This window comes from Arthrobacter hankyongi, from assembly GCF_022012395.1.
Classification (GTDB): domain Bacteria; phylum Actinomycetota; class Actinomycetes; order Actinomycetales; family Micrococcaceae; genus Crystallibacter; species Crystallibacter hankyongi.
Genome location: NZ_JAKLTQ010000048.1, coordinates 1 through 1,387 on the forward strand (window position 1 = coordinate 1; position 1,387 = coordinate 1,387).

Below are 1,387 nucleotides of genomic sequence, written 5' to 3' on the forward strand. Positions count from 1 at the left end.
GCTCGGTCAGTGCCTGGGCCGGTGTTTTCAGGTTCAGGGTGGGACGGGGCCTGCGGTTGAGTTTGTCCTGGACGGCCCGGAGGGTTTCGGGGGTGTGGACGGAGAGGTCGCTGCCTTTTTCGAACCAGTGCCGCAGCAGCCTGTTGGTGTTCTCGTTGGTGCCGCGCTGCCAGGGCGAGTACGGGTCGCAGAAGTAGACCGGGGCCTGAAGTTCGAGCATGATGCGGTGGTAGTCGGCCATCTCCACGCCGCGGTCCCAGGTGATCGAGCGGCGCAGGTGGGCCGGCAGGTCGCCCATGGCCGCCAGCATGGCTTCGGCGACGGTTTCGGCGGTGTGGTCCTGCGGCAGGTGCAGCAGGATGGTGAAGCGGGTGGAGCGTTCGACCAGGGTGCCGATGGCGGACTGGTTGCCGGCGCCCAGGATCAGGTCCCCTTCCCAGTGTCCGGGCACGGCCCGGTCGGCAACCGAGGGCGGGCGCTGGCTGATGGTCATCGCCTCGCGGTACCGGCTGCCGCGCAGGTCGGTGCGCCCCTGCGGCCTGCGGGTGCTGCGTTTGAGGCTCAGGCACCGGTAGAGGTCCTGGCGCAGGGCGCCGCGGCCCTGGACGTAGAGGCACTGGTAGATCGTCTCGTGCGATACCTGCATGTCCCTATTGTCCGGGTGCAGTTCCCGGAGTACGGCCGAGATCAGCTGCGGGCTCCACCCCTCGTCCATGGCGTTCTCGACGAATTCGGCCAGGTCCGGGTTCTGCAGCTTGTACGCCTTGGGCCGCTTCAGCCGCCCGGCCGTCTGCCGGTGCGCGTACCGGGCATCGTAGACGCCGTCGGGGTTCAGGTTCCGGCGCCTCTCGCGGCTGATCACGCTTGGACACCGGCCCAGTTCCCCGGCGATCCGGGCAGCCTTCCAACCGTCCTGCAGCCGCAGCTGGATGATGCACCGCTCGTAGAAGGTCACCGGCCCGGAACAGGGCTGCCGCGGGGCATCGGGGACGTCATCCGGCCCCAGGGGACGCGGCTGTTTCGGGCGGGGCAGGCCGCCGATGCGGCCGGTCTGCAGTTTCACCCCGCCCAGTCTGGCCCACCGCGTCCTGCCCTGGTCGTAGGTCAGTCCCGACTCGCGGGAGGCGGCCTTCATCGACAGCCCCGAACGGACCAGCTCCACGAACCGCACCGAGGCAGGATCGTCAAACTCCCGCGGACCGCGGCCGGGCTCCTTGGGCGGTTCCGCCGGGCGGACCAGGCCCCCGTTCCGGCCCTTCTGCAGCCTCCCGTCCCCGTGCCTGGCCCAGCGGGACCGCCCCTGATCGTACGACAGCCCCGCCTGCTGCGAAGCAGCCTTCAACGACAGACCCGAACGGACCAGCTCAACAAGCCGTCCGGTCACCCG

The 1,387-nt window shown here is 69.9% G+C and carries 1 protein-coding gene; it reads right to left on the reverse strand.

What is annotated here, in order from left to right:
- A partial coding sequence (locus LVY72_RS24050) for an IS30 family transposase (protein WP_269092862.1) occupies positions 1–1,135 on the reverse strand: 1,135 nt, incomplete at its 3' end.
- Positions 1,136–1,387 lie beyond the last annotated feature (252 nt).